This window comes from Flavitalea flava (assembly GCF_054461575.1).
On the sequence record NZ_JBTLQH010000003.1, the window covers coordinates 277,568 to 302,268 of the forward strand.

The 24,701-nt window shown below is 46.1% G+C and carries 20 protein-coding genes; 11 read left to right on the plus strand and 9 right to left on the minus strand.

Annotated features, from left to right (window positions below; translation table 11 throughout):
- Positions 1–98 precede the first annotated feature (98 nt).
- From ACX0G9_RS05725 to ACX0G9_RS05735, 3 genes are all read right to left on the minus strand, one after another.
- Positions 99–404 (minus strand): type II toxin-antitoxin system RelE/ParE family toxin, encoded by a 306-nt coding sequence (locus ACX0G9_RS05725; RefSeq protein ID WP_459063903.1) that lies wholly within the window; start codon positions 402–404, stop codon positions 99–101.
- A complete protein-coding gene (locus ACX0G9_RS05730; RefSeq protein WP_459063904.1) occupies positions 389–625 on the minus strand; it encodes a hypothetical protein in 237 nt (78 codons plus the stop codon). Before ACX0G9_RS05730 ends, ACX0G9_RS05725 begins: the two co-directional genes overlap by 16 nt.
- 437 nt (positions 626–1,062) lie before the next feature.
- Entirely contained in the window at positions 1,063–2,040 is a 978-nt protein-coding gene (locus tag ACX0G9_RS05735; protein WP_459063905.1) for a zinc ribbon domain-containing protein, read from the minus strand.
- 167 nt (positions 2,041–2,207) lie between these two features.
- On the opposite strand from ACX0G9_RS05735, the gene holA reads away from it, so the two are divergent.
- Entirely contained in the window at positions 2,208–3,206 is a 999-nt protein-coding gene (holA, locus tag ACX0G9_RS05740; protein WP_459063906.1) for a DNA polymerase III subunit delta, read from the plus strand.
- 2 nt (positions 3,207–3,208) lie between these two features.
- Here the strand turns inward: holA and ACX0G9_RS05745 are convergent, their stop codons facing one another.
- Positions 3,209–4,189: a bifunctional riboflavin kinase/FAD synthetase gene (locus ACX0G9_RS05745; RefSeq protein ID WP_459063907.1), complete on the minus strand. Its 981-nt coding sequence runs from the start codon at positions 4,187–4,189 to the stop codon at positions 3,209–3,211.
- A gap of 213 nt (positions 4,190–4,402) precedes the next feature.
- Between ACX0G9_RS05745 and ACX0G9_RS05750 the strand changes: the two genes are divergently transcribed.
- Positions 4,403–5,626 carry an AIR synthase related protein gene (locus ACX0G9_RS05750; protein WP_459063908.1) on the plus strand — a complete coding sequence of 408 codons (1,224 nt, stop codon included), beginning with the start codon at positions 4,403–4,405 and terminating at the stop codon, positions 5,624–5,626.
- 9 nt (positions 5,627–5,635) lie between these two features.
- Here the strand turns inward: ACX0G9_RS05750 and ACX0G9_RS05755 are convergent, their stop codons facing one another.
- The 3 genes from ACX0G9_RS05755 to ACX0G9_RS05765 are packed head-to-tail and all read right to left on the minus strand — an operon-like array spanning position 5,636 to position 9,907.
- Complete coding sequence (locus tag ACX0G9_RS05755) at positions 5,636–7,939, minus strand: outer membrane beta-barrel protein (protein ID WP_459063909.1); 2,304 nt, start codon at positions 7,937–7,939, stop codon at positions 5,636–5,638.
- A 46-nt stretch (positions 7,940–7,985) separates the two neighbouring features.
- Positions 7,986–9,536 carry an N-acetylmuramoyl-L-alanine amidase gene (locus ACX0G9_RS05760; RefSeq protein WP_459063910.1) on the minus strand — a complete coding sequence of 517 codons (1,551 nt, stop codon included), beginning with the start codon at positions 9,534–9,536 and terminating at the stop codon, positions 7,986–7,988.
- Positions 9,533–9,907 (minus strand): BlaI/MecI/CopY family transcriptional regulator, encoded by a 375-nt coding sequence (locus tag ACX0G9_RS05765; RefSeq protein ID WP_459063911.1) that lies wholly within the window; start codon positions 9,905–9,907, stop codon positions 9,533–9,535. The genes ACX0G9_RS05760 and ACX0G9_RS05765 overlap by 4 nt, the downstream gene beginning before the upstream one ends.
- 614 nt (positions 9,908–10,521) lie before the next feature.
- Between ACX0G9_RS05765 and ACX0G9_RS05770 the strand changes: the two genes are divergently transcribed.
- The 3 genes from ACX0G9_RS05770 (at position 10,522) to ACX0G9_RS05780 (ending at position 12,983) form a co-directional block, all read left to right on the plus strand.
- Positions 10,522–11,379 carry a sigma-70 family RNA polymerase sigma factor gene (locus ACX0G9_RS05770; protein ID WP_459063912.1) on the plus strand — a complete coding sequence of 286 codons (858 nt, stop codon included), beginning with the start codon at positions 10,522–10,524 and terminating at the stop codon, positions 11,377–11,379.
- Between the two features lie 278 nt (positions 11,380–11,657).
- Entirely contained in the window at positions 11,658–12,605 is a 948-nt protein-coding gene (gene trxB, locus ACX0G9_RS05775) for a thioredoxin-disulfide reductase (RefSeq protein WP_459063913.1), read from the plus strand.
- Between the two features lie 24 nt (positions 12,606–12,629).
- Positions 12,630–12,983: a dihydroneopterin aldolase gene (locus ACX0G9_RS05780; protein ID WP_459063914.1), complete on the plus strand. Its 354-nt coding sequence runs from the start codon at positions 12,630–12,632 to the stop codon at positions 12,981–12,983.
- Here the strand turns inward: ACX0G9_RS05780 and ACX0G9_RS05785 are convergent.
- A complete protein-coding gene (locus ACX0G9_RS05785) occupies positions 12,980–14,344 on the minus strand; it encodes an MATE family efflux transporter (protein ID WP_459063915.1) in 1,365 nt (454 codons plus the stop codon). The two genes, ACX0G9_RS05780 and ACX0G9_RS05785, sit on opposite strands and share 4 nt — an antisense overlap.
- 136 nt (positions 14,345–14,480) lie before the next feature.
- On the opposite strand from ACX0G9_RS05785, the gene ACX0G9_RS05790 reads away from it, so the two are divergent.
- The 6 genes from ACX0G9_RS05790 to ACX0G9_RS05815 are packed head-to-tail and all read left to right on the plus strand — an operon-like array spanning position 14,481 to position 21,423.
- On the plus strand, positions 14,481–15,335 hold the full coding sequence (locus tag ACX0G9_RS05790; RefSeq protein ID WP_459063916.1) for a DUF3822 family protein: 855 nt from the start codon (positions 14,481–14,483) through the stop codon (positions 15,333–15,335).
- The gene (locus tag ACX0G9_RS05795; protein WP_459063917.1) at positions 15,326–15,865 is read left to right on the plus strand and encodes an RsmD family RNA methyltransferase; all 540 of its coding nucleotides are present in this window, start codon (positions 15,326–15,328) and stop codon (positions 15,863–15,865) included. Before ACX0G9_RS05790 ends, ACX0G9_RS05795 begins: the two co-directional genes overlap by 10 nt.
- Before the next feature lies 1 nt (position 15,866).
- Positions 15,867–16,586, plus strand: coding sequence for an ATP-dependent dethiobiotin synthetase BioD (bioD, locus tag ACX0G9_RS05800; RefSeq protein ID WP_459063918.1), 720 nt, complete (start codon positions 15,867–15,869; stop codon positions 16,584–16,586).
- 60 nt (positions 16,587–16,646) lie between these two features.
- Positions 16,647–17,750 carry a tetraacyldisaccharide 4'-kinase gene (gene lpxK, locus ACX0G9_RS05805; RefSeq protein WP_459063919.1) on the plus strand — a complete coding sequence of 368 codons (1,104 nt, stop codon included), beginning with the start codon at positions 16,647–16,649 and terminating at the stop codon, positions 17,748–17,750.
- A gap of 56 nt (positions 17,751–17,806) precedes the next feature.
- Positions 17,807–20,443 (plus strand): ribonuclease R, encoded by a 2,637-nt coding sequence (gene rnr / locus ACX0G9_RS05810; RefSeq protein WP_459063920.1) that lies wholly within the window; start codon positions 17,807–17,809, stop codon positions 20,441–20,443.
- A 14-nt stretch (positions 20,444–20,457) separates the two neighbouring features.
- Complete coding sequence (locus ACX0G9_RS05815) at positions 20,458–21,423, plus strand: polyprenyl synthetase family protein (RefSeq protein ID WP_459063921.1); 966 nt, start codon at positions 20,458–20,460, stop codon at positions 21,421–21,423.
- A 14-nt stretch (positions 21,424–21,437) separates the two neighbouring features.
- On the opposite strand, the gene ACX0G9_RS05820 is transcribed toward ACX0G9_RS05815, so the two are convergent.
- Positions 21,438–24,347, minus strand: a complete 2,910-nt coding sequence (locus ACX0G9_RS05820) for a CHAT domain-containing protein (RefSeq protein ID WP_459063922.1) — start codon at positions 24,345–24,347, stop codon at positions 21,438–21,440.
- Between the last annotated feature and the right edge of the window lie 354 nt (positions 24,348–24,701).

The window sequence follows — 24,701 nt, forward strand, 5'->3', positions numbered from 1 at the left end:
TAGTTGAGCAAATAACCGTCCGGGGATAAAACCTGAGGACGGTTATTTTGTTTGGAACCGCACTACAAGAGAAATTGAAGCGCGGGGAGTGTTGCACACTATAATTCCAAATTTTTTAGAAGATCATCGGGATTTCTTCGATTGTCCCACAAACCGACAATTATTATCTGGTCCTGATCCAATTTATAGAAAATTGAAAAATGGCTGACCAATGAAACGCGAACGTTTTCAAAATCAGTGGGCTTTCCAAGATAATGCTCAGATTCGAGGAGGGACACTTTTTTTCTAAACAATTTCGACAAGCGTTTAGAATATGTAGCAGAACTATTGTGTTTTATCCAATACTCAAGTATATCTCTTCTGGCCTTTTTTGCAGTATGAGTCCAGACTATGCGTTTAGCCATTTATCTTCTTCTGCATTTAAGTCGTCATCTGTTGTTAAATTGCCATTGCGGATATCATCTTCACTCTTCATGAGCATTTGCCTTTGGCTTTCAGAAACCTTAAAGATTGGTTTGTTGACATCGACGTTGCCAATTAGTTCATTTATTTTCTCCAATACACTAATATCACGGATGGAAATTAGTTTATCTATTAGACTATATTTGAGATTATTGACTTGCATACTAGTAATTTTAATTACAACCTAAAAGGAAAAATTCGTCACCAATTGTTGTGCTTTTCACTTTAGCGACATGGTTGATAGTCCTTTCAGAAAATCTTTGTTTCATAACTATATACTGAACAAAGGTAAGCAATTTTTTAGAAGTTATAAAGCCGCCCTGACATCTGCTATTTTGATCGAAAATTACTTTTGAAGATTGATAATCAATTTGATATGTGTTTTAAAATTGCCAGGTATCCTTACCAATTCGGGTCGGACGACAAGCCGAATTCAATTTCTTGGGCTCGGGTAGTCTTCAACTCACCGAATAACTCACAGGGATACCCTAAAATAGATCCATATCCAACAATTCGTATAAGCAAAAAGCCGGGAACTTTTGGTTCCCGGCTTTTTGCGGTGTCTTTTTATATAATATTGGAAAATACGACTTATTTAATCTATCCGAAGATGCCACCTTTTTTCAATTCTTTTGTTCCTTCTCCGATCTTGAAACCATTGTGATAGATCTCGATCTTGTAGTTTCCTTTCTGAAACTGGCTATTCTGTTTCCAGGCGAATTGTACAGATTTGGATTTACCGGATTCAAAATCTACAGGAACCTTAGCGGTGAAAACCTTATCTCCGTCTTCCCGGCTGGTAAAAGTACCTGAACCAAGGGCTGGTACGGAAACTGGCTTGCCATCAGGACCGGTAATACATACAAATACATCTGTCTGTCCTGTCTGTGCGATGCGGTTGGCCACATCGAATCCGATAACCAGTTTATTTACTTTTTTAGCGGTGCTGGTTTCTTTATCCTTGCCATTGCTTTTTTCATGGTAAGGGATAATGGAAATATTAGAAGCGTTTAAGGTAGAAGCTACATCCACTTTCTTTTCCAGTTCCTGTTTTGCGGAAGAGGTCGTTTGCAGATCTGTAGTCAGTTTTTCCTTATCCTGGGTCAACGCAGTCTTATCTGTATTCAATTGCTGATTTTCCTGGGTCAGCTGAGCGACTTGTTGTTCCAGGTTGCTGATCTTGTCATTCAGTTCTTTGATCAGTTCTTCTGCTTTTTTCCTTTCGGCATCAGTAATGTGCTGTTTGCCGAGTAAGCCGCGGATCTGGCCTTTTAATTTGGCGATCTGGCTTTGATCTTCGGTATGTTTGCCTTGCAATTGATTCTTTTCGCCGGTTAAGCTATCTAATCTTACCAGGGCGTCATCGAAATTCTTCTGCAAAACGCCTTTGTCATCAGTAACTTTGGCGATCTGGGCCTGTTGTTGGGTTTGGACCTGTTCCTGTTTGTTGTTATTCCAAAGCAGGTATCCCCAGGTTCCCAGGAACCCAAGTGCCAGTAAACCGATCACCAGGTTCTTATAATCTTTTTTTGGAGGTTGGCTTTGCGGTGTAGCCGATGGATAGTTGGTCGTACTCATGGTTTATTGTTTTTTTCTAAAGTTATAAAATTGATTTTCCAAGCTTAGGAAATCGTTTTAAGGTTCATAGGGTCCTTTATTCTAAAACCGTGCCAAAATCATTTTATTGTGCAGAGAGCTTGATTGTTATAGATTTATGTAAGTTTGCCCCATTAAAAAATGACCGGATGTCTGTTGAAAAAATCCTTGGAGACTGGAAAAAACTGAAATTCAAACCCGTTTACTGGCTGGAAGGGGAAGAAGACTATTATATTGATAAGATCATGCAATATGCTGAGCATGAGATCCTTTCCGAGGCTGAAGCAGGTTTCAATCTGACCGTTTTTTATGGAAAGGACGCAGATTGGGCCGCCGTGATCAATGCCTGCCGCAGGTATCCGATGTTTGCCGAAAGACAGGTCGTCCTGTTGAAAGAGGCACAACAGATGCGGGATATTGACAAACTCGAAGCCTATATCGAGAAACCTTTAACCTCCACTGTTTTTGTTGTTTCCTACAAAGAAAAAAAGGTCGATGGACGCAGTAAATTGGCCAAACTCCTGAAGGATAAGGCGGAATTGTTCTCCACCAAAAAAATGTACGATAACCAGTTGCCGGAATGGACTAACGACCTGGTGAAGGCAAAAGGCTATGCTATTGCTCCAAAAGCATTGGCCCTTTTGGTGGATCATATCGGTAACGACCTGAACCGGATCAACAATGAAATAGACAAATTATTGGTGAACCTGGCAGGCCGTAATTCGATTACGGAAGACGATATCGAACGTTATGTCGGCGTGAGCAAAGAATATAATGTGTTCGAATTACAGGATGCCTTTGCGAAAAAAGACAGGGCCAAGGCCATCCGCATTATTCAATACTTCGAAGGCAACCCGAAGGCAGGTCCAATCCAGCTGATCCTTCCATCGCTCTATAACTTTTTCAGTAAGGTCTATATGATCTTTGGTCAGCCGGGGCGCGATGAAAAGAGCGTTGCCGCCGCCATCGGGGTCAATCCTTATTTTGCAAAAGACTATCTCACGGCGGTCCGTAATTATGATTACCAGGGAGTTGAAAACGGTCTGCTATTACTCCACGCCTATAATCTCAGGAGCATTGGTGTAGGCAGCGTGGGAACCGAAGATGCCTCCCTGCTCAAGGAACTCGTGGTGAAGATCATGCAGTAGTCTTATCTAAAATAATCCTGAGCATTCTGTTTATCGGTAGCTAATTGTGTTTTCAACGCCTCCAGACCGGCAAATTTTTGTTCTCCCCGAAGATGTTTTTTCAGGAAAATACGCAGGGTGGCGCCATAAATATCCTGGTTAAAATCAAAAATATGTACTTCGATCACCCGTTTGGTCCCGTCGACGGTTGGACGCATTCCGATATTCATCATGCCTTTTAGCCGTTGCCCGCCCCTGGCAAATTCCAATCCGGTCTGCGAACCGGAACCCAGGCCGGATTCGCTGATGACCTCTGCCTCCACCACATATACCCCGTCACCGGGAATCAGTTTCTCGGGATGGTCAGGTTGCAGATTGGCAGTAGGATAACCGATCGTCCGGCCCAGCTTATTACCTTCTACCACCAGGCCGGAAAAAAAGAAAGCATAGCCTAATAGTTGGTTAGCCGTTTCCACATCTGCTTTTACGATAGCTTCCCGGATGCGGGTAGAACTGACGGAAATAGCATCGGACAGGTGAACCGGAATTTCCTGCAATTCAAAACCTTCGGTCCGGGAGAATTCCTCCAGCAATTGATAATTTCCGGAACGCCCCTTGCCGAATTGATGATCGTATCCGATAATAACGGTATGGGGATGGAATTTCTCCAGCAGAAATTCTTTGACATATTGTTCGGCGGTGAGTTGAGAAAAAACTTCGGTAAAAGGAACGATCACGAGGTGGTCCACTTTTCTTCCGGCCAGCAGGGCTATCTTTTCTTCCAGCGTATTCAAAAGCCGGATTTCCCCCGAAGCTCCCCGAATGATCTTTCTGGGATGAGGATCGAAGGTGATGATCACCGTTTCGCCGTCTATCCGGTCTGCCTCCTCCTTTAACTGTTGCAGGAGTTGCTGGTGGCCGGTATGTACGCCGTCAAAAGTGCCAATGGTAACGACGGCACGGCGAAAGGAAGGTAAGGTATCTGTATTTCTATGTATTTGCATGGTTTGAACGGTCTGATTTGGTCTGGTGGCCTCTCTTTTTAGTCTGTTTACTGGTTATTTTTTTGTTTGTTGGCCATTATTATTTAGTCTTTTGCCTGGTTTGTTTGCGTATAACCGATGCAAATCTAAAGGATTAAAAAATAACCTTTAGTTTCATATAAGATACAATTGCCCGTATTCTGTTACCTTTGCTCCCTTAAATTGGCAATCATTATGTCATTGTACGCACAACGCGGAGTCTCAGCTCAGAAAGAAGAAGTACATAAGGCTACGGAAAAACTGGATAAAGGGCTTTTTCCCAACGCTTTTTGTAAGATATATCCCGATTACCTGAGTGGCCAGTCCGATTGGGTCAACCTCATGCACGCCGATGGGGCCGGGACCAAAAGTATCCTGGCTTATTTATACTGGAAGGAAACCGGAGATATTTCTGTTTGGAAAGGAATTGCCCAGGATGCGATTGCTATGAATCTGGACGATCTTTTATGCGTGGGCATCTATGACAATCTGTTATTTTCATCCACTATCGACCGAAATAAAAAGAACGTTCCCGGTGAAGTCCTGGAGACTATTATCAATGGCTCCCAGGAATTTTTTGATGAATTAAAAAGTTTTGGGGTCAACATTCATTATTTAGGCGGTGAAACAGCCGATGTGGGGGATGTCGTCAGGACCATAGCCGTCAACGGGACGATGACCGCCCGATGGCCGAAAAACAAACTGATCACCAACGATAAGATCCAGGCTGGTGATGTAATTATCGGTTTCTCCAGCTCGGGCCAGTCCACCTATGAAACGACCTACAACAGTGGAATCGGGAGCAACGGGCTGACCAGCGCCCGTCATGATGTTTTGCACAAAACCTACGGCGCTCGTTTTCATGAGTCATATGATACCTCTCTGGAGGATAAAGTAGTTTATATTGGACCACACCGTATGACTGATCCTGTGGAAGTAGCTGATAGTAAAACAAGCGGTCTTGCGGCCGACGACAATCAAAAGGGAACTGCCTTTCCCCCTTTATTGAATATCGGTCAATTGCTGCTCAGTCCTACCCGGACCTACGCGCCCCTGTTAAAGCTGATGCTGGAAAGACATTTTGACCAGATCCATGGGCTTATCCATTGCAGCGGCGGCGGACAGACCAAGTGCATGAAATACCTGCCCGGGGATTTCCGGGTAATAAAGGACAACCTATTCGAACCACCGCTTATATTTAAGCTGATCCAGGAAGCTTCGGGTTCCGACAACCGGGAAATGTACCAGGTCTTTAATATGGGGCACCGGCTGGAAGTCTTTACGGATGTTTCCTCCGCAGCAGCGATCCTGACCTTAGGGGAGCAGTTTGGTATTGAAGCCAAAATCGTTGGCCGTGTAGAAGCTTCCGATAAAAAAGAACTGATCCTGAAGGTTGGCGATGAAACGATCGTTTATTAAGACAATTCTCTAACGGATATTCTTTAACCGGTTAATCTCACTTTTCGGGTTGCTGGTTTTGGCATCGCCCTTATTTTTTCCCGTATTTCCAAAAGGAAAGGAGACCGATAAAGACAGCACCCGCGAATCCTGGGAATTGGTATAAAAATAGTCCTGGTGATCCAGCTTATTTAATTCTTTCCTGAAAACCCTGGTGTGGAAAAGGTCCCGCAGGCCCAGCGAAATCACGCATTTATCTTTTACTATCTTTTTTTGAACCGAAGTATTCATATACCAAAGGGGTTGAAGGATACTTTGTACCTGCATCATTTTGGTTTTGTAGAAACCGCTTAGTTCGCCGCTCCATCCATGACCGAACCGCAGTTGATTATTAACGGTGATCCGCCAATACTTTCCATCGGGGTTAACGTTAATTCCGGAAGAAGTATTCCTGTCCATTATGTTACCCTTTTTCTGGCTGAACAGGTTGTAGGCGAATTCTGAATAAACGATAGCCGTCCACCAGGTTTCAAGGGGAACCGAAACACCGGCATCCATTTCCAGAGAAACAACTCTTCCGATATTCCTGGGCATGGCTACAAAATAGTCATTCTCTTGCCGGAACGTCTGCATGATCAGGTCCCGGGTGTCACTATATTGAAAAGAGGTTGTGAAGTTCTGCCGGAATACATACGATAATTCGGAGGTGTAGGAGAACTCGGGCTGCAAAAGCGGGTTTCCGGAAGAAAAGTTCGATTGGTCAAAGAAAAACCGCGATGGATTCAGCGATCCATGATCGGGGCGGTTGATCCGTCTCCCGGCAGAAAGAAAGAACTGATGCGTTAAAAGACTGTCCGTATGAAAGGAAAAATAGAGCGTAGGAAAGAGGTTTGTATATTTTCTGGAAAAAGAGGTATCCGGCGCGAAAACCTGCCCCCTGGACAGGGTGTTTTCCATTCGTAATCCGGCCTGAATAGAAAAGGCCGTCCATTCTTTGCTCAGCGAGGCATAAAAGGCATGGATCGTTTCGGTGTACCGGAACCGGTTTGACCAGGCAGAATCGATAGGTGTGTTTTCGTTCAGGCGGGTGGAGTAGGAGGACTCGTTCTCCGCTTTTCCAAAGATCGAACGATATCCTGTCTCCAGTTTCAGCGCGCCCAGTTTTGTGGTAAAATCTGTTTTTGCCGTAAGGGTTTCGTCGGTAAAGGGCTGATTGGGCAGCAGATCATAGTTGCTCTTTACTGTTTGATCGGGATTGTACAACGAAGTGGTCAGGAGCTGGTTTTGTTTAACCGGGCTCGTGTAATATTCGACACCGGCAGTAAGTTCCCGGTCTGCGGAATCAAAGGAATGACGGTAAAGGATGTCCAGATTACCCATTTTATAATTATTCGATAAACGACTTTTCACTATCATGGTCGAATCCGTTTGCGCTCCGGCATTCAGAAAAGCGGAATGGTATTCTCCTTTTTCAGAATAGGGGGCGGCCGAACCGCTCCACTCAATTTCCAGATGGTCTTTTTTAAAAAGCGAATAACCCAATCCCAGTCTGAAGCCGGGACTTACCCGGTTGCTGGATTCATAATAATGCTGCACCAGGGATCCCTGCGCAGCTCCATCATCTTTGGAATACAATCGGAGACGATCGGAGATAAAATAATTGTTTCCTACGGCAAGACTGAAACTTCCAAAAAGATTCAGCCTACCATTTTTGTAATGGAAAAGGAGGTTATTATTGGAACTACCGTACACCCCTGTTCCAAGGTTGGCAGTGAGGCTTCCGTAGAACCCACTTCTTTTGTTTTTTTTGGTTTTGATATTAATGATCCCTCCGCTGCCTTCCGCCTGATACCTGGCCGGTGGGTTCGGCATGATTTCGATCCTGTCCAGTACTCCTGCCGGAAGAGATTTGAGATAGCCCGCCAGACCGGCTCCGGAAAGCCCGATAGGTTTTCCATCCAGCAGTACCAGCACGCCGGCTTTTCCTTTGAGACTGATCAGGCCATCTTCGTCCACCTGCAAACCCGGTGAATTGCCCAGTACTTCCAATGCATTGGATCCGGTATTCGAGAGGAGGGCGTCGACATGGATGATGGTCCGGTCGGCCAGTCTTTCGACTAACGGTTTTCGGGCGGTGATGATCACCTGGTTTAATACTTCCGCCTTTTCCCGGGAAAATCGGGTGGAATCTTTAGCAGGAACTGAACTCCTATTCGCCGAATCCCTGGTATCTTTTGGTTTTGCGGTGCTGTCCTGTCTGGGGGAGGGTAATTGAGCACGAACAATACTATGCAGGACAGGCATGAAAAGCCCCAGGACGAAAAATACTTTCATCAAAAAAGGTTATGATTAAAGGCAGATGTTAAAAATGAATGGCCCCCTACATTTTGTTTTTCTCGTATTGCACGATTCCTTCCAATATTTTCCGGGCTACCCTTTCCTGGTTATCCTTATTGGTTATAAATTTCAGGTCATCCGGAAGGCTCATATTCGCGCATTCCAGCAATACGGCCGGGCAGGGGGCTTTGTCCAATACCCTGATTCCTACGTCCCGTTGTCTGATCACGGTGGCGGGCGTATAGATCGAACTGAGTTGGTACAATAGGGCGGCAGCCAGGATTTCTCCCTGCTTATCTGTTCTTCTTTTTGAAATATAAGCTTCAAATCCCCCAGGATTAACAGGTCCATCGCCCCAATTCGAATGTATGGAGATAAACAGGTCGGCTTTTTTTTCAAGGGCTATTTCCACTCTTTTATTGAGCCCCTCTTCGATACTTGTTGCTTTACCCGGCAATTCGTCCCGGTCACGGGTCAGGATCACCTGAATATTGTATGCTGAACCCAGCTCGTATATTTTTTGAGCCAGCGCCAGTACAATATTTTTTTCGACAACTCCCCCGCCTGCCTGTGCGCCGGGATCGATTCCGCCGTGACCTGCATCGATGACAACCGTAACTGGCTGTTCACTGCGTGAGAGTGCAGGCCCGCCGCCGCTGGCTACAGGATGGGTCCATTTAACGGCAAAGGCGCTAAAAAGTATTAGCAGCAGAGGCAAAACCATTATCCGGCTGAAATAGCCTCCGGCCTTGCGAAAAGGATTGGGGAGCGTGAGCATCCTGATCCGCCTTTTTACCTCATGTTGGGAAAAAGGATGGGACATTCCGGTATTTTTTTGGCGGATGGCATGTATGACCAATAGTTCTGCATAGTCCAGCCGGTTGTTATAGGAGATTGCATATTCGTCAGCGAGGAATTCATGGACGACTTTCAGTTCTTTCTTAAGAAGATGAAAGAACGGGTTAAACCAAAAGATGCAGCAGAGGAACTCCATAAAAAGTATATCCGAACTATGACGCTGCTCTGCATGATATAATTCATGACGAAAGATTTGTTGTCCCTGAGGGGTGTCGAAAGGGATCGAGCGGTTCCAGAAAATAAGTTTGAAAAAGGAAAAGGGAGTACCCGGTTCGGTCGTGTCGTAAAAACGTATTTTGTCGATCAAGGTATATGGGTATTTTCTGCGTATGCGGGATATATAGATCAGCGATTGAAAAAAAGTGAAGAGGCAAACTACCACCCCGGTTATATAGCCGAAAACGGTTCCCGTGGAAAGAGTCAGCCAGGGCGTTTTTTCCTGGGTAATCTGACCATTATGATCTGCTTCTCCCCATCCGCTTAATGAGATCACACGTAGGGTTTTTGCCAGGGTAACTTCTGTGGTGGTCCGTGGTTGAATAAAAAGATCAATGGAAATAAAAGGAATTACGATAGTTACTACCGCAGTAAGCAGCAGGAAAACCCGGTTATACCGGTGGAAAAGCCTGTTCCGCAGGAAAAACCAATAATAACCAAAAAGAAGACCGCTGGCCAGGATCAGTTTTCCGGCAATGGAAAGGACGGTCATCCCTGTAATTGTGGCAAATACATTCATGGCTCTTGATTTTTGGATGATTTAATCTGAATTAATAACTCCTCCAGTTCCTGCAAACTAAGTTTGTTATCGCTCACGAACTGGGAGACCAGCTTGGCCGGGGAACCCTCAAAATACCCTTTGAGCAATTGATTGATGCTTTTATTCCCGTATTCCGATTTACCAATGCTGGGCCTGTAAAAATTATTTCGGCCCTGTACCTCATATTCGACATATCCTTTTTCAACCAGGATCTTTAAAATGGTAGCGATGGTATTGGAATGGGGCTTGGGTTCCGGCGTACGGTCGATAATATCTTTTAAAAACCCGTTCTCCAATTCCCACAAAACCAGCATAACCTGTTCTTCAGCCTTAGTGAGTGATTTTATCATAATTCATTATTAACAGTGATCTTTAGCAGAAGGTATAACTAAATATATAGTTATAGGGTAAAAGTATAACTATTTTTTTAGTTACAAAATATTTTATTGAATTTTTTGTCGGGGGAGTGAATTTTTTTCCTTCCCCTGATTGCTTTTTCTTCTCCATATTCCTTTTCCAACTTTCCGGCTGATTTTTCCTGCGGATGTCAAACGGATTTCCAGCTGATCTTTGCCGTTGATCTTCTATCCATTTTTATTTTCTTCTTTCTTTTTGAACCATCTGCCCCTTTAAATGTTAAAGAAAACCAAAACCCAGGTACAAAAACAACCAGATCCCCTGGAATTAATAACTGGAGGGGATAGCAAATAACCTTTCACAGCCTGTCCAGCCCCGTTTTCAGGAGAAAATCCTAAAATCAGGTTATTTTTATTCATTTTTAATCCACAAGGCTATGAATTTCCAACTTCCATCGCTACTTTTGCAGACGGTTCTGGACAAATTGACATTGGATATGCATTTATAACATCTTTTTTTCAACTTTCCGTGAACACTCTCTGCCTAGTTTATGTTTATTGATTAAGTACCCGACAATTATTTTGTCACCTTTTTATTATTTTTTGATATGAGGCAACTCAAAATTGCTACACAGATTACGAACCGTGATTCTCAGGCGGTTGAGAAGTATTTGCAGGAAATCTCCAAGATTCCGATGATCACTCCTGAAGAGGAGACTGTTCTGGCTCAGCGCATTAAGATGGGCGACCAGAAAGCATTGGATAAATTGGTTCAGGCCAATTTACGTTTTGTGGTTTCTGTAGCAAAACAGTATCAGCACCAGGGGTTATCACTGAGTGATTTGATTAACGAGGGTAACCTCGGCTTAATTAAAGCGGCACAACGCTTTGATGAAACCAAAGGGTTTAAGTTTATTTCATACGCCGTATGGTGGATTCGCCAGTCCATTTTACAAGCGTTGGCAGAGCAGGGCAGACTAGTCCGCCTGCCTCAAAACAAAATTGGCACCTATAACAAGGCTAATAAGGCCTACATGGCTTTCGAACAGGAACATGAGAGAGAGCCAAGTACGGAAGAATTAGCAGAATTGCTGGAAATGAGTGAGACCGAGATCAATAACATTTTCCAGAGTAACACCCGTCACAGTTCATTGGATGCCCCGGTTCACGAGGCGGAAGATGTGGCTATGGGAGATTTGCTGGAAGGTGGAAGTGAGACCGATGACGATGTAATGAAAGATTCTCTCCGCGCGGAAATCCGCCGGGTTTTGAAATCACTTAGTCCCCGCGAAGCGGAGATTGTGAATGCTTATTTTGGGTTGGATGGCGAAAATGGGGTAACCATTGAGCAGATCGGCCAGAAATACGACCTGACTAAAGAACGTATCCGCCAGATCAAGGAAAGGGCGATCAAACGTTTACAAAAGGCTCGTTACAGCAATGCATTAAAAGCTTACCTGGGATAATTTCCCGGTCAGTATATCTATGATTTAACTATTTATTTCTAGCAATAGATCCCGATATAACCTATCGGGATTTTTTTTGGTTGGGCCCGGAGCTTCCCCGTTAAAATATGTCGCCCCGGGCCCACCCAAAAAAATCATATGCGTTGCGCCAAAGGGGCGGAGCCCCTTTGTAAGCCCCTTTTGGAAAAACCATTTTATCCCCTTTAAAATCGGTCATCCAAACGACATTTGGTTTGCTCAATTAGGATTACTTTTGATCTCTTTAAATTTTTTATAGTATGACGCAGACAGTTAGCGAAAAAGTACATTGCTTGATAATAGGTTCGGGTCCGGCAGGATACACGGCAGCTATCTATGCGGCACGCGCCAATATGAAACCGGTTCTTTACCAGGGCATCCAGCCCGGAGGACAGTTGACGATCACCACCGAGGTAGAGAACTATCCCGGATATCCGGATGGAGTGCAAGGCCCGGAAATGATGGTACATTTTGAAAAACAGGCTACCCGGATGGGGGCTGACATAAGATATGGGCTGGCGACCAAGGTGGATTTTTCGGTCCATCCCCTGAAAGTATGGATAGATGAGGAAAAATTGATCGAAGCCGATTCGGTGATCATTTCCACCGGCGCCTCTGCCAAATGGCTGGGCCTGGAAAGCGAACAACGCCTGAACGGTTACGGGGTAAGCGCCTGTGCCGTCTGTGATGGATTTTTCTTCCGGGGTAAGGAAGTGGCTATCATAGGTGCCGGTGATACCGCTGCCGAAGAAGCGCTTTATTTGTCCAAACTGGCCTCCAATGTCCATATGCTGGTTCGCCGGGATAAAATGAGGGCATCCATGGTCATGCAGGAAAGAGTTCAGCAAACGCCTAATATCAAAATTTACTGGAACAGCGAGGCCGATGAAATACTTGGAGAAAGCAGGGTAGACGGCCTGCGGATCCATAATAATAAATCCGGGGACAAACATGTGGTCCCGGTCAGTGGTTTTTTCGTGGCTATCGGTCATGAACCTAATTCAGCCATATTCAAGGATTACCTCCATATGGATGAAGCCGGATATATCCAAACCGTACCGGGCACTTCCAGGACAAATATAGAAGGCGTCTTTGCCGCCGGTGATGTTCAGGATAAGATCTACCGGCAAGCAGTAACGGCCGCCGGTAGCGGTTGTATGGCCGCCCTGGATGCAGAAAGATATCTTTCCGCCAAAGGCCTGGCATAACCTTTCAAACATTTCCAATCGCTTATGATCACAGTTCGGTTACATAATCTGATCTTCTCGGGAAATCACGGCGTTTTCAAGGAAGAGCTGGCGACGGGCAATACGTTCGAGGTCCATCTGGATGTTGCGTATGATGAGCAGAAACGGAGTTTTGAAAGCCTGGAGACCATCGTGAATTACGTTAACCTTTTCGGGATCATCAAACAACGGATGCATCAGCCTTCGCCTTTACTGGAGAAGATCGCTGATGAGATCATTCTGCGGATAAAAGAACAATATCCTTTTATTAGCGAGGCCACGCTTTCGATTTATAAATTGCAGGCCCCCATTGGTAATTTCCAGGGGAAGGCCGGGATCACCCTGAATAAGAAATTCTAAATCATCTTCCCTTTCCATTTTCCGCTCTTAATATAAAAGAAGGACATCGTAAACAGGAGGGTCCAGTACAGCCATTCAGACATCCATCCGTAAAGAATAGATAACTGCCAACGCTCCAGAACAAAATATACATACAGACAATAAAAAACGAGCGTGATCAGTTCGATCAGCAAATTGATTTTTGTATTGCCGGTGCCTGTTACGGCGTTTAGCCAGGTAGTGGCAAAAGCCATCATGACCAGGGCGGTAGAGATCACCCTGAGGACCGGAATGGCAGCTTCGGTAAATGAGTCATCCTGCCCGTAAACCGACAAAAAAACCCTTGGGAATAGGTTTAAAACGAGGGCAATGATCACAGCCATGCTAACGTTCAATTTCATGATCTTGTTTATCAGTTCGAGCACCCTTTCTTTTTTTCCCTGGCCGATAACATTACTGACCATGGCATTGGTGGTAGAGGCAAAAGCCCAGGTGAACACCCCGAAAAGGCCGAATATATTTCGCATGGTATTGCTGATGGCCAGGGCCTGTCTCCCATGATGTTCCACCAGGATATAAAAGAACATCCAGGCCACAATACTCATGGTATATTGAAAGATCAGCGGGGAAGATTGAACGAGTATCAGCCGGCTGACGGAGCGATCGAACTTCCATTTTCGGGTAAGCGCCAATTCTTTACTGACGCCTTTAACATAGATCACCCCAAAAACTACGAACATGCCGGCAGCCTCTGCCACGATGGAGGCATAGGCCGCACCATTGAAACCCAGCGCCGGAAGGCCAAGATGCCCAAAAATGAGCCCGTAATCCAGGGTGATATTGACCAGCGTCTCGGCCAGGGTGCCATAAACCAGGAATTTACTCTGATTAGTACCTACCAGCAGGGCATTACGCATCTGATAGATATAGAGGAAGGGGAGTCCCCAGATACGGATTCGTAAAAAGGACATTGCCTGCTGCCGGAGTGGTTCCGATTTGAGGGAAAGGGCAAGGATGGATGGCGCAACAAAATAGGTCAGCAGGATACCGGTTAAGGCAAATCCCAGCGAAATAAGTATCCCTTGTGAAAATAAGGTTCCGATCGCCCCAATCCTGCCTTCACCAGCCCTTCGGGCGATCAGGGCCTGAAGCCCGTTGTTCATACCCTGGCCGACGACGGCGAACAGCAGGTAATACACGCCGGTAATTCCTGCGGTTGACAAGGCCTCGGCGTTTTCATCCAGATGCCCTAAAAAAATATTGTTCGTAATAAAATTGATCTGGGGGACCAGAATTGCCAGGCTGATAGGCAGCGCCATCCGGAGGATAGCCCGGTTGGTGATTTCCACTTTATAATTCTTGCCTGTTACCGTCTTTTCCATTTCGAAAAAGAGTGCAAGATACAACATTTAAAAAGAGCGGGATAGTACAATTACCGGAGCGGACCCTTTCAGGTTCTCTGTTTTCAGACTTTTATCCTATTTTTGACGCTGTGGCTTCTATGCACAATTGCCTATTATGTTAAAACCTGCTTTCCAAATCGAAGTATCGGAAATATCGGATTCGGACCTTTTGCAATCCCGTCTGCTGGTGGAGGTCAGTCCCAGTTCATTTACTTATGTACTGCTAAATCAGCGGAATATGAGCCCGATAGCGGTAAAATATTTCCAGCTTGACCATGGAAAAGACCGGCCGCTGACCGAGGCCCTGCAGGAGATCATGGATGGGGATGCGCTCCTGAAACGTCCCGTAAAAGAAACGCTGCTCATCTACAATTTCCCGGAAAGCAGCCTGGTTCCCGAAGCGCTTTTCAGCACGGACACGAATAAGGAAATCATAGATATTGTTCATGGCAACCTGAACAAGGGACTGATCCTTACCGAAAAGATCCCCTGGTGGGAGTTGTTTAATGTATACCGGATTTCACCGGATGTACATCAATTGCTGCAACAACAGTTCACGGCCGGGAAATACTGGCATTATTATAGTTTGCTCCTGAAAAGCTATAAAATGTTCGATGCTACCGAAGAGGTGGATTGTCTGAAAGTGATCTTTTATACGGACAAAATGGTCGTGCTGGTTATCCGGGAGGGAAAGGTTCACCTGATGCAGACCTTTCATTATCAGGATGCCAAAGATGTCGCCTATCACCTGCTGAACTGCTGTCATTTGCTCGGCCTTAGCCAGGAAAAGGTAAAATTGCAGGTAGGAGGGCTGATCGACAGACAATCAGCCCTGAGTACGGAACTCTATAAATACTTTCTGCAGATAACTTATGAGGAGATCGATGAGAGCATCAAGGTTACCGATGAATTAAAAGAACTGCCCCTGCATTATTTCTCATCTATATTGAAAATGGCCGTATGCGCATAATCGGAGGAGAACTGGGAGGCAGGAGATTGTCGCCACCGGCAAAGATGCCCTATACCCGCCCTACAACCGATATGGCGAAAGAGGGGCTTTTTAATATCCTGGAGAATAATCTGGAACTGGTTCAGTTAAGGACGCTTGATCTTTTCGGAGGAACGGGCAGTATCAGCTACGAACTGGCATCCAGGGGAGTAAAAGACCTTACCGTGGTGGAAAAAGATCCGGCCATGTTTGCCTTCATCCAAAAAAGCGCCAAAGAATTGGGCCTGGAGAACTATAAAACGATCCGGATGGACGTATTCCGGTTTATTGCCCAATGCACAGAACAATTCGATTTTATATTTGCCGGACCCCCTTATGCGCTTGAAACGATCGATGACCTCCCCAAACAGATCGTCAGCAGGCAATTGTTAAAGGCGAATGGCTGGTTTGTCCTGGAACATACCCCCCGCAATCATTACGACGGATACCCTTTGTTTGTAACTATGCGCAACTATGGGACAACCCAATTCTCGATCTTTGTGAATAAATAATATGCAACCCATTTTTATAACAGGAATAGGTACCGATATCGGAAAGACCGTCGTAGCAGCCGTTCTGACGGAAGCATTACAGGCAGGCTACTGGAAACCTGTGCAGGCAGGTTACGGACAAGGCACCGATAGTGAGTGGATAAAGGGGACCATCACTAATCCGGCAAGCAGGATTTACCCCGAGGTCTACAAACTGTCCCTGGCTGCTTCTCCGCATAAGGCTGCCCGCGAGGAAGGAGTGGATATCCGTCTGGATGAAATATCCTGGCAATATCGTAAACTGTATACCGCCCACTATCATCTTCCGGAGGTAATGCCCGGTCAGCCGGCCATTCCTCACCACGGGGCAGGACCGGAAGAATTCCTTATCATAGAAGGAGCAGGAGGGTTGATGGTCCCTTTAAATGACCGGGAATTCGTACTGGACCTGATTAAGGAACTGGATGCCACGGTAATCCTGGTAAGCCGTAACTATTTGGGTAGTATCAATCATTCCCTATTGACCGCCTCGGTATGTAAGATGCATGGTCTGCGGGTTGCCGGATGGATCTTCAATGACGATCAGTACCCGTCTTACGAGGAAGAGATCGTGAATTGGAGTGGTATTCCGGCTATCGCTTCACTGCCATACCGGAAGGATCCCGGAAAGGAATTTGTGCTGGAGCAGGCAATAAGGATAAGAGCGGCCGCGTTGGAGGCAATCAGGGCGGTCAATGGTTAGTTCACTGAATTTGACGTATCTTCATGACACGGACCCGAGTCGAATATCCGATTGTACATTATGAATTTTAATATTCCCTTGTTAAGACCTATACGCATCCTTTTATTTCCTTTGTCCCTCCTCTATGCCCTGGTTATCCGAATACGAAATTGGTGCTTCGACAAAAATATTTTCTCTTCCACGGATTTTAACCTCCCCATCATTTGTGTTGGCAATCTGGCGGTAGGAGGAACCGGTAAATCCCCGATGGTGGAATTATTGATCCGGATGCTGAAAGACCGGTTTGAAATAGCCATATTGAGCAGGGGATACAAAAGAAAAACCAGTGGCTATGCGCTGGCCAGCCCCCAAACCACGGCCCTGGATATCGGAGATGAGCCCATGCAGTTTCACAGTAAATTCCCCGAAGTGGCGGTGGCGGTCGGGGAGGAACGGATCGAGGCCATTCCGCAATTATTGCATGACAGGCCCGGCACGCAAGCCATCATCCTGGACGATGCGTTTCAGCACCGTTCAGTAAGGGCAGGTCTGAATATCCTGTTAACGGATTATTCGAACCTGTTCACGCGGGACTGGTGGCTCCCCAGCGGAGACCTGCGGGATGCGCCGGGAAGTTACAAACGGGCCGATATCATTATTGTAACCAAATCAAAAGAAAACCTTAGCCTGGAAGAAGGACGGGAAATAATCATCGAGATTGATCCGCTGCCAAATCAGGAGGTTTTTTTTACGGCGATCCATTACGGGACTCCTTACCATATCACCCGGGACATGGCCGATACTATGGAAATCGACGATCAGGTAGAGGTGTTGTTGGTTACTGGAATTGCCAATCCTGCTCCGTTAAAGGAATGGCTGGACGAAAAATCGAGGACCTATTATGAGATCTCTTACAACGATCATCATATATTTTCGATAGATGATCTGAAGAACATCATCCGCCGGTTTAACGGTATCACAGCCGGCAAAAAAATCATCCTGACTACTGAAAAGGATGCCGTCCGTCTGATCAAATTCAGACAGGAGCTCGAAGACTGGCCTGTCTATGTACTTCCTATCGAGCCCCGGTTTTTATTCGATGAACAACCCCGGTTTAATGATTTAATCGGTACATTCATTACACAATTCAAGCCGCCGGTCCGGTCATCCGGGCCTGTCGGTTAAACAAACAAACACTTATCATTGAGACAGACATCTCAAACACAGAAAAAAAGAAGAATATGAGCGTGCGTAAACACAAAAAGAACAAACACAAAAATTCAGGCCCGCAATCACCAAATTTATATCAGGGAAGACTCGATGTTACCCGTTCGGGTATGGGTTTTGTCATCGTAGAGAACCGGGAACAGGACATCCTGATCCGGCCTTCAGATTTTAATACTGCCCTGCATGGCGATACCGTAAAGGTTCGGGTACTGAATAATTCCGGCAAAAGCGGCCGTCAGCAAGGTGAGGTCGTGGAGGTAGTGACCAGAAAACAAATGGAATTCCTCGGGCGGGTGGAACTGAGCCAGAACTTTGCCTTTTTTATTGCAGAGACGGACAAACCGATCCCGGACATCTATATCCCTTTATCCCGGCTCAAAGGAGCCATTAACAACGATAGGGTCATTGTCCGGATCGTTCAATGGGAAAAAAACAAAAAACCTCAGGGGGAGGTCATCCAGGTTATGGATCAGGCCGATGAGAATGATCGTGCCATGAAGGAAATTCTACTGGAAAATGGTTTTCCGCTGTTTTTCCCGGAAGGCGTGCTGGAGGAATCGGAAAGATTGCCCGACCTGATCGGCGAATCGGAAATTAAAATACGAAAAGACGTACGGCAGCTCCTCACCTTCACCATTGACCCGGTGGATGCCAAGGATTTCGATGATGCTATATCCATAAGAACCCTGAAGAACGGGAACCTGGAGATCGGCGTGCATATTGCGGATGTAAGTCACTACGTGGAACCTGAAACGGCCCTGGATCAGGAGGCCTATTCCCGGGCAACCTCCGTATATCTTCCGGATCGTGTCAATCCTATGCTGCCCGAAAGGATCTCGAATGAACTTTGTTCCCTTCGGCCACACGAAGACAAACTAACCTTCTCCACCATCTTCGAGATGACGCCAAAAGGAGAGGTAAAGGAACATTGGATCGGCAAAACGGTCATTCATTCGGATCACCGGTTCTCCTACGAAGAAGTTCAGGAGATCATAGAAAAAAAGGAAGGATTACACCAGCCGGAAATAGAGATCCTCAATGATATCGCACAGCGGTTGCGAAAACAACGGTTCAAAAAGGGCGCTATCAATTTTTCTTCCACCGAGGTGCGTTTCAAACTGGACGAAAAAGGAAAGCCGATCGGGATCACGGTCAAGGAAAGCAAGGAAGCCCATCAGTTGGTAGAAGAATTTATGCTGCTGGCCAACCGGACAGTAGCCGAGGATGTAGGCAAGATCAAACTGGATAAAAATCCTATTCCTTTCCCTTACCGGGTGCATGATGTTCCGGATAAGGAAAAGTTGTTGCCTTTCATTGAATTTGCCAAAAAGTACGGGCATAAATTCGATACCCAGACTCCGCAGTCTATTGCTGTCTCCTTTAACCAGATGTTGCTCGATGTCAAGGGAAGGCCCGAACAGCACGTTCTGGAGCAATTAGGAATCCGTACGATGGCCAAGGCGATCTATACTACAGATAATATTGGTCATTACGGCCTGGGATTCGAATATTATTGTCATTTTACTTCCCCCATTCGCAGATACCCGGATGTATTGGTGCACAGGATACTGCAGGAATGTCTGGAGCAAAAAATTGAGATCGATAAGAAACTGGAAGCGAAATGCCGTCATTCCAGTGAGCGGGAGCGTGCTGCCATGGACAGTGAACGTGCTGCCAACAAATACAAACAGGTAGAATATATGCAGGACTTCCTGGGCGAGGAGTTCGAGGGCGTAATAAGCGGGGTAGCCTCCTTTGGTTTTTGGGTCGAAACAGTGCTTTACAAATGCGAAGGATTGGTTAGTATCAACAGTTTGCTGGAATACGACGATTTCCAGCATATCGAATCCGATTACAGTCTGGTGGGAAGACGAAGCGGCCGTCAGTTCCGGATGGGCGATAAAGTAACCATTAAGATAGTTGCCGCCAACCTGGCCAAACGTCAATTGGACTATGAGTGGGTAATTACCGAAGCCCGAAAGCCGGAAAGTCAGCCGGCTCCCAAGGCAGATAAACAGTCACCTGGTGTTGAAGGTATTGATGAAGGTAATGACGGTAACCAGCGGGCAGAAAAAGTTCACCAGCTGGCAAAAAAAGATCACCGGATGCCTGTAACGGAAGACAAGAGTAATCATAAAGAAAAAAACAACATGGAAGAAAAGGGGAGAAGGGAAGATAAGCATCGTAAAGAAGAGAAAAGCCGTAAAGAAGAAAAAGCCAGTAAAGAAGAGAAAGCCAGAAAAGAAGAAAAAAGGCAAAAAGAAGACAAAGGTAAAAAAGAGGAAAAAGGAAAGGAAGCAGACAAGGGCAGAAAGGAAGAAAAAGGTAAGAACGCAGATAAAGGCAAAATAGAAGACAAAGCCAGAAAAGAAGAAAAGAGCGGAAAAGAAGACAAAGGCAGGAAAGAAGACAAAAACAAAAAACAGGAAATCGGTAACAAGGGAAAAAGCAATAATGAAAAGCCTGCCGGAGACAAAATTGATAAAGCGGTGAAAAGTGGTAAAGACGAAAAAAGAATTAAAGAGGAGAAAAGCAGGAAAGACGTGAAAAGTGGCAAAGAGGAAAAACGCGGTAAGGACCAGAATAATAAGATAGAGGAAAAGGGTAAAAAAGAAAGGAAAGACAAAAAAAACGCCAAAAAGAAAAAATAGAAGAGACAGATTTTATGCACAGTTTTGAAGAATTATCCGCATTATTTGCGACCAGGTTTAATATAACCCATTTCCCGGGTCATCCAACAAGTCTGTATGAACCGGCTGGTTATTTCCTGGGTATTGGAGGCAAACGAATAAGACCGGTATTGTGTTTAATGGGCAGTGAGTTATTCGGCGAGATAGGGCCGGATTCCTGGGAATTAGCCACTGCCATTGAACTCTTCCATAATTTTACCCTTGTTCACGATGATATCATGGACAAGGCACCGCTTCGGCGGGGCATGCAAACCGTTCATGAAAAATTTGGCGGATCCACCGCTTTACTGGTGGGGGATGTGATGCTGGTAACGGCCTATGACTATATCGGCAAGGCACAGACCATTCATATCCGGGATATTCTCCAGCTCTTTAACCGTACCGGAAAAGAAGTCTGTGAAGGGCAACAGATCGATATGGATTTTGAGAGCCGGGACCAGGTCGGTCTAACGGAATATCTGCACATGATCGAACTAAAAACTTCCGTTTTATTGGCAGCAAGTCTGCAGATCGGCGCCATATTGGGAGGAGCCGGTTTGGGGAACCAGGAACACCTTTATGCTTTCGGCAAGAACCTGGGGCTGGCCTTTCAAATCCAGGACGATTACCTGGATGCTTATGGGGATCCAACCAAATTTGGCAAACAGGTAGGAGGGGATATCGTAGCCGGCAAAAAAACCTTTCTGTTGATCAAGACACTGGAAGTCGCTTCCGAAGCACAACATAGACAGATCCTGGAGCTCCGGAGTGCAGAGGCATCGACGAAGATCGCCGGGATGCTGGAGATCTTCAAAGCCTGCGGAGTGGATGCATGGGCGCGGGAATTAAAAGAAAAATATATGCAAAAGGCCTTTCAGCACCTGGAAGACATAGCGGTCCTGAACAAACGAAAAGAACCGCTTCGTCAGTTGGCCGCCTTTCTTGTACAAAGGGAGTATTAGGTACGAAGAGCGTATTAATTTCGATTCTTTCGTTTCAACAGGTAACTTCGTTTCAACTGGTAACTTTGTTTCAATAGGTAACTTCGTGTCAACAGGTAAAGAGGAGTTACGATGACAAAAAGTAGTATGGTTATTTTCCACCACAAGAAAGGTATACGGAGTATGCCTTTCCCACCTCCATCTTCACTGCGAAAGTTGCCCCCGAGCGGTTCCGGGTTTCCCTGGTAATGTAAGGCTGCCCAGTAATAGGGTAATTTATGCAGATAAGGGATCTGAGGGTCGTTCAGCCAGTTGAGTTTGGCATCCCGTAGGGCACCTGCGGCATATTGCGTAGATACCAGGGATTTATAAAACTCCCCCATAAGTCTTGCCGCTGCTTCATCATGAAGATTCCAGGAACCTGCAATCACGGCACCGGCCCCGCTGGCGGTGAAGGCACGGGCCAGGCTTTGTGCGCCCTCCCCGGTCACTAACCGTCCGTCGCCGGTTCGGCAGGCGCTCAGTACGATCAGGGAAGGATGGTGTTCCATACCCTTCGATTCGAATACATAATAGGGCTCATTATAGAGCTCAATATGGGGTAGGTCCAGGGTATCCTTTCGGGAAAAAGCATGAGAACTGATATGAACTATAGCGGATTCACGCAAAGCCGTTCTGAAAGCGTCTGTGGTGGCCTGCTCATCGGTGAACCAATTTCCCTTACCCATTGAGCGTGCGACACTTTCCCGTTCCCTGGCAATGGCCTGAAGGAGCGGGAGGTGCCGGGTGTTACCGGAAATAAAAAAACCTGCAAAGCCATTCTTATTTCCTGGGTTTTGGATTTGTTCCTGTAAGGTCCGTAATGACCAGGCATAGGAGATCTGAGTCTGTTTGATAACAAACGGCCATTTTTCAGGGGAGAGTTGATAGACCGGCTCCGTCACCAGCGCCTCTACCGGCAGTTGGCTTAACGTGCCATCGGGAATAAGAATATATTCATTTTCCGGTGAGAAAGGATGTCCGCCGAAAAATTGCCGGTAGATCCTATAGGCTTGCGTATAATAAGCACGGGGCTGATTGATCATACTATTAGGGCCTTCTTCAAAATAGGTATGCATAAAATTCCGGATGCTATCCTGCCACAGTCGGGGCAAAACCAATCTCTCCGCGAACCGGATGCCTCCCTGCCATAATTCAACGACATACAAAGCCGTTGAACCGGCAAAAAAAGACCGGATAATTTGTTTTTTCGTAAGGATCGATGAGGTAACGGAAAGATCCAGATCCTCCGTCCCCGAAGGGCCTAACGAACCGGGTACCTTGCCTTGGCCCCTTTCCGGCACAGCGCCAATAGCCCTGGCCTTTTTCTGTAAGGCTGCCAGATCCCAGGCTACCTGCTTTTCCTGGATCGACCGTAGTGCCTTAGTACTATCTCCGCTTCCAGCTTGTAAGGCTTCCTTTTGATAATAGATCAGGGCCCTTTCCAACAGCTTTATCCTGCCCGTGAGCGTATCCGAAGGGTCAATGGCGGTTTGATATTGCTGTTGCCGTATGTCTTCCAGCAATAACCGGGATTTGCTGCTCTCCATGAACTCCAGCATGACCTGCCGGTACTTATCGGACCTTGTTCCTTCCCAGGCATTCCAGGCGGCGCCGATAGCTGCCTCGTACCGCATACGGCTATCCGATACGGACTTTTCTTTGGAGGATCCCGTGATCAGTTCGTTACGCAATTTTTTTTCGGTGGAAAAGCACCATTTATAAAGGATCAATGCCTTGTCGACGCTGTCTTCCTGCTGACAAAGGGAGGCGCGGGTGAACAAGAGATCGACCAGGGTATTTTCTGCGTATAGATCCGGTTCCCGGATGGAGTCGAAATGTTTTCCCGGGATCAATACCGACAGGCATTTGTTCAGCCAACCAGACGCCAGGGGGATTTGTCCCATATGAAAATACAAATCTCCTAGTCGTTGGCAGAGTTTAGCCTGTTGCCGCCTGCGGATGACCCCTTGCTGCTTTAATAAGGTATTCTGCAGAAGCAGGGCTTTTTTATAAAATTCCAGGGCGACCGTGGGCTGCTGTAAAAAAATGTCTCCTGCCTGCTGGTAAGCGGTCATTAACCAATATCCGGACTCAGCCGTTACCTTCTTATCCAATCCGTCCATGGCCCTTGCCCGTTCGAGCTCCGACAGGCTTGCCAGGATACTTTTCCGGGCTTCCGCGGTTCGTTGTAATTGCCGGCAGGCATCGGCCTGCTCGGACAGGAGGAGGCCGCGAAAAGCCGAATGAGTGCCGGCCACAGCCAATCCTTGCCGGCAATAGTCCAGTGATTGTCCCGGGAGGCCCATATTGCTGGTCGTATTGGCCAGGTTACTATATGTACCAGCAAGTGCAGTCTTATCTCCAAGCGCTGCCGCAATGGACAGCGCCTTGCGATGAATGAAGAGGGCTTGTTCATAGTCTCCCAGGCGGGTATAATTATTTCCCAGGGGCTTTAAGATATTTTCTAATACCTGTGATTCATCGACCATTTCCCGGTATTGTTTGGCCCATTGAAAAGCTGCCGTATACGCATCGGTGGAATGAACGATATCGCCGCCGAGCAGCAGTGCATAGCCTTCATTGATCAGCAGGTCCAGCCAGGCCTGTCGCTCTTCATCGGTCCGTGGATTTCGCCAAGCCTCCGTTTGGGCCATTTTTAGGAGGCCGGCCCTTGAAGAAGGCGCTTTGGCCACCCATTGGATCTGACTATATATCCATCCGGACAGGTCATCTTTTAACCGGATTTTTTTTAACCCTTCAGCCATTTCTTCGGGGATAGAGAACATCCGGTCTGGCGGAGAAGGATAGGAGGGTGGAAGTTGGCTATCGGACGGAGATTGATTTTTGTCGGACGGAGATTGAAAAGATAGAGACGGATAGGATAGAAACTGCAGGCAGTACATCAATAGGACAGCCTTGGTAAATTTTTTAAATATTATTTTATAGTCGTTTGCCTGCATGCCCTGGTCAAAGTCCTTCCGGTCATTAGTCTATCGGGGCCTGAAGATAGGAATCGTCCATGACAATATTTACTTATACTATATTCACTGATATCCTATTCCACGATACCCTGTTTCGCGAAATCCTTTTCCCGTAATCTTATTCCCTATTTCGGTATTCCATTTCCCGCTATCCCATTTCCCGTTATACAATTTAATATTTATTATTTATTGATTATTAATCACTATTGTCCGACTAAAGTCGGGGTTTAAAAATAAAAAGGGCAGCTCCGAAGAACCGCCCAATGGTTAATTTTG